This window comes from Phenylobacterium sp. (genome assembly GCF_044236515.1).
In the GTDB taxonomy this organism is placed as follows: domain Bacteria; phylum Pseudomonadota; class Alphaproteobacteria; order Caulobacterales; family Caulobacteraceae; genus Phenylobacterium.
In genome coordinates this window covers 1-7,436 of the sequence record NZ_JBIIGK010000146.1, presented here as the reverse complement: position 1 = coordinate 7,436, position 7,436 = coordinate 1, and the positions used below count along the sequence as shown (strand labels likewise).

Below are 7,436 nucleotides of genomic sequence, written 5' to 3'. Positions count from 1 at the left end.
ACGGCTACTACGCCGCCAACGACGTCGATCGCTATTTCGCCTCGTTCGACAAGGACCTGACCCAGTTCTGGTCGTCGGGTCGGGTGACCCTTCAGGAGTACGAGACGGACTGGCGCAAGGGCGTCGCGGCCGGCGGCGGCAACAGCAAGGTCGAGATCTCCGACCTTGTCGTTCAAGTCGGCCCGAGCGCCGATGCGGCGGTGGCCAGCTATGTGCTGAAAGTATGGGGCCGTCGCAATGGCCAGCCGGAGACGGAGCCGAGCCTGAACCAGGAAACCGATGTCCTGTTCAAGAAGGACGGCCAGTGGAAGATCGTCCACGTCAACTATCGCGACAAGCCTGCACCGCGCCAGCGACCGGCCGCCGCGGCCGCCTCGGCCAACTAAGCCAACGAGCCCTCGCAAAAAAAAGAAGCCCCGGCGGGCGACCGCGGGGGCTTTCCTTTGGGCTGTCCCTGCTGGCGCGCCCGGCAGGACTCGAACCTGCAACCGTCCGCTTAGAAGGCGGATGCTCTATCCGGTTGAGCTACGGGCGCTCCGAGGCCCTCAGTGGGTCCAGGGAATGCGGCGGCCAAAGGCGAAATTGTCGGCATAGGCTTTGATGATCTTCTTGGCCGGCTTGGGATCGATGAGCTGGAAGGCGATGCCGTGGGTTTCGGCGTAGCGAACGGCGTCCTCGCGCGTCTCAAAGCTCAGGCGGACTTGGCTGGACGCCGTGTCGGAGGTCTGGGTCCAGCCCATCAGCGGGTCGGGCCGTCTGGCGTCCCTCGGCTCGAATTCCAGCACCCATTCCAGGGTCTTCTGCTTGCCGGATTGCATGGCGTTCTTGGAGGGGCGGAAAATGCGGGCGAGCATGAGCGTCCTACAAAAATCTCTCGTCGACGGCGTGGTCGGGGCGGTGTGATTCGAACACACGACCCTCTGCTCCCAAAGCAGATGCGCTACCAGGCTGCGCTACGCCCCGATGCCGGCCACGTCCAGAGCGCGCTGTCTACCTGCTCCGCCGGGGCTTGGCTACCGCTCGCCCACCGGCTGACGGTTCTCGTCGAGGTCGACGGTCCAGTCGGCGCGGTCCGGCATCTCCGACAGGATCCAGCGGGTGAGGCGTTCGTAGTGGGCGACGAAGCGGGCGATGGCTTCGGGCGGCATGCCGGAGCCCGTTCGGGCGCGCAGTTTGGCCTCCTGCTCCTCGCGCCAGCCGGCCACGACCTCGAAACTTGGCGCGCGCAGCAGCACAAGGGTGTTCAGCTTTTCGAACAGGGCCTGATAACGGCCGTCGAGCTGGGTGTTCACATAGGTGCGCCACTGACCGTCGGGGTCCTCGTTAAGCTCGAGGTCGTTGACCGGGGTCGACAGCGCCGCCTGACCCTGCGCCCGCGCCCCGACGCACCAGCCTTCGAAGATCACCACGTCGACCGGCGTCGCCACGGTCGTCCAGCCCCCGCGCGGGGTGCGGGTGTCGGCCGCCTTGTCGAAGGCGGGAAGGGCGACACGCCCCTTGGCGCGGAGTTGGTCGAGGGTCGCCCCGGCCATGGCGACGTCATGGGTCCCCGGCGGCCCGCGGACCGCGAGCAGGGGATGGATGTCCCGCGCCAGGGTCTCACGCGCCCCTTTTGGCAGGTAGAAATCGTCCAAGGAGAGGGCGACGGCGGTCAGGCCACGGGCCTCGAGCATCCGCACCGTGGCGGCGGCGATCGTCGACTTGCCCGAGCCCTGGGCGCCGCAGAGGCCGAGCGTGGCCGTCCGGCGACGGACCTGCCGCAGCCGCGCCGCCCGATCGGCGAGCGGCCGGCAGACCCATTCCACGGTCGTGCGGAACTCAGGCGGCAGGCCTTCGGCTTCGATGAAATGGGCCAGCCAGTCGTCGTCGCGCACCTGAGCGTCTCCCGGACGGGAGCGCCGTCCTTCAGTCGTAGCCGCCGATGACCGGCAGGATCTCGCCGGTGATGTAGCTCGACATCTGCGTCGAGGCGAGGAAGACGAAGGCCGGAGCGATCTCCTCGGGCTGGGCCGGCCGCTTCATCGCCGTCTGCTTGCCGAAGTCCTCGATCTCGCCCTCGACCTTGTCGGCCGGGTTGAGCGGCGTCCAGACAGGCCCAGGCGCGACGGCGTTCACGCGAATTCCCTTCGGCACGAGGCTGCTGGACAGGGCGCGGGTGAAGGCGTGCACGCCGCCCTTGGTCATCGAATAGTCGAGCAGCTGCTTGGCGCCGTCGATGCCGGTGATCGAGCCGCAGTTCACGATCGCCGAGCCCGGCCTCATGTGCGGGATCGCCGCCTTGGCCATCAGGAAATAGCCGTAGAGGTTGGTCCGCAGGGTGCGGTCGAAATGCTCTAGCGTGAGGTCGGCGATGTCGTGGACGTGCTCCTGGAACGCAGCGTTGTTGACCAGGATGTCAAGCTTGCCGAGCTCGGCGACGGTCTTCTCCACGGCGCTGCCGGCATAGCTCGGCTCGGCGACGTCGCCGGGAATCAGGATGGCGCGACGCCCCTCGTCCTCAATCGCCTTGCGGGTGACCTCGGCGTCCTCGTGTTCGTTGAGATAGGCGATCGCGATGTCTGCGCCTTCGCGCGCAAACAGGACGGCGACGGCCCGGCCGATGCCGCTGTCGGCGCCGGTGATCAGCGCCACCTTGCCCTCAAGCTTGCCGGAGCCCTTCCAATAGGGCGCCTCCCACATCGGCTGCAGTTCGAGGTCGGCCTCGAGGCCCGGCTTGGACAGATGCTGGCTCGGCATCGGCGGCGCCGGGTATTCGCGCGCCCCGGCCTGCATCGGCTTGTCTTCGTCTGACTGGAAGGACCGCGGCTCCTTGGCGTCCAGCTTGGCCTGAATGTCTCGCTCGGCCTGCGCCGTGCGTTCGCCCTGCTGTTCGTGCCGTTCGGTGTCGGGGTTGCTCATCGCCGCGTGCTCCTTGGGTCTCGAAGGCTCGGCGGGGCAATTCGCGGGCGAGGGGGCGGTTCCTAGCGCCGTCCGGTTTTGTAGGCGGCGAGCGCCCGCTCGAGGTCGGCGATCAGGTCGGCGGGGCTTTCGAGGCCGATGTGCAGCCGCACCAGCGGGCCGCCGTAGTCCCGCGCGAACTGCCGGAACTTGAGCTGCGGGTCGCAGTCGATGGCCAGGCTCTCGAAGCCGCCCCAGGAAAAGCCCAATCCGAAAAACTCGAGCGCATTGAGGAAATCGGCGGCCGAGCCTGCGGCGTCCGGGGTCAGGGCGATGGTGAAGAGGCCGCATGTGCCGGCGTAGTCGCGGGCGAACAGGTCGTGTCCCGGCGCGCCGGGCAAGGCCGGGTGATAGACCCGCGCCACCTCCGGCCGCGCCTGTAGCCAGCGCGCCACCTCCAGCCCGTTCTCGCCATGCCGGGCCAAGCGGGTCGGCAGAGTTCGAAGGCCGCGGAGCATCTGGTAGGCGTCCTCCGGCGAGACCGCCCAGCCGAGGTTAAGCACTCCGTCGCCCAGCGCCGCCACAACGGCGGGGTCGCGCGCAGCCGCCGAGCCCATGAACACGTCGGAGTGCCCGCCGACGTATTTCGTCAGCGACTGGATGGAGATGTCGACGCCGTGTTCCAGCGGCCGATAGAGGTAGCCTGCGCCCCAGGTGTTGTCGGTCGCCGTCAGGATGCCGCGGGCCTTGGCGAGGGCGCCGATCGCGGCCTGGTCCTGCATCTCGAACGTCAGCGAAGCCGGCGATTCCATGAGGATCAGACGCGTCGCGCCCGAAGCCGCCGCCAGGACCGCCTGCGGCTCGGCGTCGGCTGGATAGTAGCGGGTGGTGATGCCTAGACGCCCCAGCACCTTCTCGCAGCACCGGCGGGTCGGCGCATAGGTCCCGTCGCTGACCAAGATGTCGTCGCCAGCCTGAAGCACCGCCAGCAGGGCCCCCGCGATCGCCGCAACCCCGGACGGGTACAGGGCCACGCCTTCCGCCCCTTCCATCCGCGCCAGGGCGTCCTGCAGCGCCTGATGGGAGGCCAGGCCCTGGCGGCCGTAGGTGACCTCGCCCGCGCCGTAGAGCGCAGCCGCGTCCGGCATCAGCACCGTCGAGCCCTTCTGGATCGGAGGGCCGACCGTCTTGGCCAGCTTCGAGGTGACGCTGCCGGCGCGGATCAGGCGGGTTTTGTCGTCCATGCGGGGGTTGCGGCCTCTGGCGGGGGTGGCGAAAGTGGCTCTCCGGCGTTGTGGGCCGGACAGCTTTCGCGATCAAGGAGCGGCGATGAAACGGCGCCTGGCGGCCGCAATTCTCGCATTCGCGCTCGCGGCGTGCGAGGGCGAGGCGCCCGAGCGTGCGCCAGCGCCGTCGCCTAGGCCCGTAGCGGTCGCGGCCGCCCCAGCCTACGTCCCGGCCAAGAGTCCGACCCTGGCCGCGGTGCGTCGGCGCGGCTGGCTGGCCTGCGGGGTTCACCCGGGACTGCCCGGGTTCGCGTATCCGGATGCCCGACGCGTTTGGCGCGGCTTCGACGTCGACATCTGTCGGGCGCTGGCCGCGGCGACTCTAGGCGATGCGAACAAGGTGCGGTTCACGCCGGTCGACGCCGCCGATCGCTTCGGCGCCCTGCGCGCCGGGCGGATCGATGTCCTGGCCCGCAACACCTCCTGGACCTTTGCGCGCGACGCCGGGCTCGGCCTCGATTTCGCGAGCGTCACCTACTACGACGGCCAAGGCTTCCTGGCGCCTCGCTCCCTCGGCGTCACGAGCGCCGAGGAGCTGTCCGGCGCGCGCGTCTGCGTGCAGGCGGGCACTGCCAGCGACGGCAACCTCATCGACTGGTTCGGCGGGCGAGGCGTGCGCTACCAGCCAGTCAGCACCCGATCGGAAATCGAGGCGCGCCAGCTTTACGAAGCCGAGGCCTGCGACGTGTTCAGCGCCGACATTTCGGCCCTGGCGGCGACGCGTTCGGCGCTGAACAACCCGAACGGCCACATGATCCTGCCCGAGGTGATCTCCAAGGAGCCTCTAGGCCCCGTCGTGCGCAGCGCAGATCCGGCCTGGTCAGACATCGTGCGCTGGACGGTCCACGCCATGGTGCTCGGCGAAGAATTCGGCCTGACATCTCGCACGGTGGACGAGGCTCGGTCCGCCCCGGCCTCGCCCGACGTCGAGCGCCTGCTGGGGCTCGAGGGCGATCTTGGCCCGCTGCTTGGCCTTGCGCCCGACTGGGGCTTCCAGGTGATCCGTCAGGTCGGATCCTACGGCGAGGTCTTCGACCGCAATCTCGGGCCACGCTCGGCGCTGCGGTTGGAGCGCGGGCTGAACGCGCTGTGGAACGCTTCGCGGCCGGGTCTGATGTACGCCCCGCCGATGCGGTAAGCGCAAATGCGTGTCCTCGTCGTCCTGACCCTGATCCTCGCCGGCGCCTGGGGCGCGGCGGCGGTGGCGGCCGAGGTCGCTGGCCGGCGTCACGCCCCACGCGGCGATCTGGTCGACATCGGCGGCCGGCGTCTGCGGCTGGTGTGCGAGGGCCCGCGCTCCGCCGCGCCGACCGTCTGGCTCGAGGCGGGGGCGTTCAGCGGTGCGGCGGACTTCGCGGCGATCCAGATGGCGCTCACCGGCAAAGGCGTGCGGTCTTGCGCCTACGACCGCGCAGGGCTCGGCTATTCCGATCCAGGACCAAGGCCCCGCGACGGCGCGGCGATCGTCGGCGATCTGGAGCAGCTGATCGGGGCGTCGGGAGAGCCCGGACCATTCGTCTTCGTCGGCCATTCCATGGCGGGCCTCTACCTCAGGCTGTTCGCAGCCCGTAATCCACAACAGGTCGCCGGTCTGGTGCTGCTGGACGCCGCGACGCCTGAGATGGTGGAGATGCCCGAGGCGCAGCGGTTTCTCGGCCGTTTCCTGACGATGGCGCGCATCGGGGCGGTGGCGGGGACTTTAGGGCTGACCAAGCCGCTCTACCTGGTGGGGGACCCCATTGGTCTGCCGCCTGCAGGAAAGACGGAAAAGCGGCATGGCTTCGTCTCTGGTCGCCAAAGCCGCAACGCGCTGGCGGAGGTGGAGAGCTGGCGCTCGGCAGCGAGGCAGGCCGCCGCTTCAGGGCCGCCAAGCGATCGATGGCCGGTCGCATTGCTGACCGCCGGACCGAGATCACCGGAGCGGAGCGCATGGCACGACGCCCGGCGCGCGGCTGCGCCCGCACATGCGCTGTTCGACAACATCGACGCAGCCGATCACCGAACCATGCTCGGACTGACGCACGCCGGGCGGGTAGCAGCGGCAATCGTGCACGTGCGCGACTTGGCCGGTCAGTCGCCCTTCACAACTTCGGTGTCCGGCCGGCCGCCCCATTCCGTCCACGAGCCGTCGTAGACCGCTACATCCTCTCGACCGAGTCGGGCGAGGCCCAGCGCCAGGGTCGCGGCGCTGACGCCGGATCCGCAGGTGGTGATGATCGGCCGCGAAAGGTCGACGCCGGCCGCCTCGAAGGCAGCGCGCAATTCGCCCTCGTCTTCGAGCGTTCCTTCAGCCGTCACCAGCCCCGACCAGGGTAGGTTGCGAGCGCCCGGCATGTGGCCAGACCTCAAACCGGCGCGGGGCTCCGGCGCCTCGCCGCGGAAGCGAGCGGCGGCCCGGGCGTCGACCAGCTGGGCGCTGGCGTCGGCCAGCGCCGATTTCACCGCCGCGAGGTCGCGGACGAGCTCGGGATGGTAGGCCGACGGCAGGCGGCTCGGCGCGACGGCGGGCGTGACGGTCTCCACCGGCCGGCCTTCGGCGCGCCACTTCTTCAAGCCGCCATTCAGAATGCGCACGTTCGGGAAGCCCATCACCCTGAGATTCCACCAGGCGCGCGGGGCGGAAAAGATCCCCTGGGCGTCATAGACGACGATCGTCGCCTCGCGGCCCAGGCCGAGCCGGCCAGCCGCCTCCGCGAAGGCCTCAGGCGACGCCAGCATGTGGGGCAGGGCGGTGTCCGGATCGGAGACCGCGTCGATGTCGAAGAACACCGCGCCGGGGATGTGACCCGCGGCGTAGCTGTCCTCGCCACGGCCCTCGCCCGGCATGAACCAGGTGGCGTCGATGACCTGGACATCGGCGTCGCCCAGGTGCTCTGCCAGCCAGGCGGTGGAGACCAACGGGTCGGCCATTTGCCCCTATTCCAGCCAGTGGGGGATCGGCAGGCCTTTCTCGCTCAGGAAGGCCGGGTTGTAGATCTTCGATTGATAGCGTTGGCCGTGGTCACACAGAACGGTCACGATGGTGTGGCCGGGGCCCAGGTCCTTGGCCATGCGTATGGCGCCGGCGACGTTGACCCCGGTCGAGCCGCCCATCACCAGGCCCTCGTACTGGGCGAGATCATAGATCGCCAGCAGCATCTCCTCGTCGGAGATGCGGTAGGCGCGGTCGATCTTGAGGCCTTCGAGATTGGCGGTGATGCGGCCCTGGCCGATACCCTCGCTGATCGAGGTCCCTTCGGCCCGCAGTTCGCCATCGGTGTAGTACGAATAGAG

At 69.2% G+C, this 7,436-nt stretch carries 9 protein-coding genes and 2 tRNA genes; 3 read left to right on the top strand and 8 right to left on the bottom strand.

Going from position 1 to position 7,436, the window contains the following annotated elements:
* Positions 1-386 (top strand): YybH family protein (locus ACILRF_RS13120; protein WP_395673588.1); only part of this gene is annotated, 386 nt, incomplete at its 5' end.
* Between the two features lie 72 nt (positions 387-458).
* On the opposite strand, the gene ACILRF_RS13115 is transcribed toward ACILRF_RS13120, so the two are convergent.
* The 6 genes from ACILRF_RS13115 to metC form a co-directional block, all read right to left on the bottom strand.
* A tRNA-Arg gene (locus ACILRF_RS13115) sits at positions 459-535 on the bottom strand.
* A gap of 10 nt (positions 536-545) precedes the next feature.
* Positions 546-854 (bottom strand): ETC complex I subunit, encoded by a 309-nt coding sequence (locus tag ACILRF_RS13110; protein ID WP_395673586.1) that lies wholly within the window; start codon positions 852-854, stop codon positions 546-548.
* Positions 855-886: 32 nt separating this feature from the next.
* A tRNA-Pro gene (locus ACILRF_RS13105) sits at positions 887-963 on the bottom strand.
* A 50-nt stretch (positions 964-1,013) separates the two neighbouring features.
* Positions 1,014-1,874 carry a kinase gene (locus tag ACILRF_RS13100; RefSeq protein WP_395673584.1) on the bottom strand — a complete coding sequence of 287 codons (861 nt, stop codon included), beginning with the start codon at positions 1,872-1,874 and terminating at the stop codon, positions 1,014-1,016.
* Between the two features lie 31 nt (positions 1,875-1,905).
* A complete protein-coding gene (locus tag ACILRF_RS13095; protein WP_395673582.1) occupies positions 1,906-2,898 on the bottom strand; it encodes an SDR family oxidoreductase in 993 nt (330 codons plus the stop codon).
* Positions 2,899-2,960: 62 nt separating this feature from the next.
* Positions 2,961-4,121 (bottom strand): cystathionine beta-lyase, encoded by a 1,161-nt coding sequence (gene metC / locus ACILRF_RS13090; RefSeq protein ID WP_395673580.1) that lies wholly within the window; start codon positions 4,119-4,121, stop codon positions 2,961-2,963.
* Between the two features lie 85 nt (positions 4,122-4,206).
* Here metC and ACILRF_RS13085 point away from each other — a divergent pair, with 85 nt between their 5' ends.
* Together ACILRF_RS13085 and ACILRF_RS13080 are read left to right on the top strand one after the other, a co-directional pair.
* Positions 4,207-5,301 (top strand): amino acid ABC transporter substrate-binding protein, encoded by a 1,095-nt coding sequence (locus ACILRF_RS13085; RefSeq protein WP_395673578.1) that lies wholly within the window; start codon positions 4,207-4,209, stop codon positions 5,299-5,301.
* Between the two features lie 6 nt (positions 5,302-5,307).
* Positions 5,308-6,297: an alpha/beta fold hydrolase gene (locus ACILRF_RS13080; RefSeq protein WP_395673576.1), complete on the top strand. Its 990-nt coding sequence runs from the start codon at positions 5,308-5,310 to the stop codon at positions 6,295-6,297.
* Here ACILRF_RS13080 and sseA read toward each other — a convergent pair.
* Both sseA and ACILRF_RS13070 read right to left on the bottom strand, forming a co-directional pair.
* The gene (sseA, locus tag ACILRF_RS13075) at positions 6,234-7,073 is read right to left on the bottom strand and encodes a 3-mercaptopyruvate sulfurtransferase (RefSeq protein WP_395673574.1); all 840 of its coding nucleotides are present in this window, start codon (positions 7,071-7,073) and stop codon (positions 6,234-6,236) included. The two genes, ACILRF_RS13080 and sseA, sit on opposite strands and share 64 nt — an antisense overlap.
* Positions 7,074-7,079: 6 nt before the next feature.
* Positions 7,080-7,436: pyridoxal-phosphate dependent enzyme (locus ACILRF_RS13070; RefSeq protein WP_395673572.1), on the bottom strand; the 357-nt coding region annotated here is incomplete at its 5' end.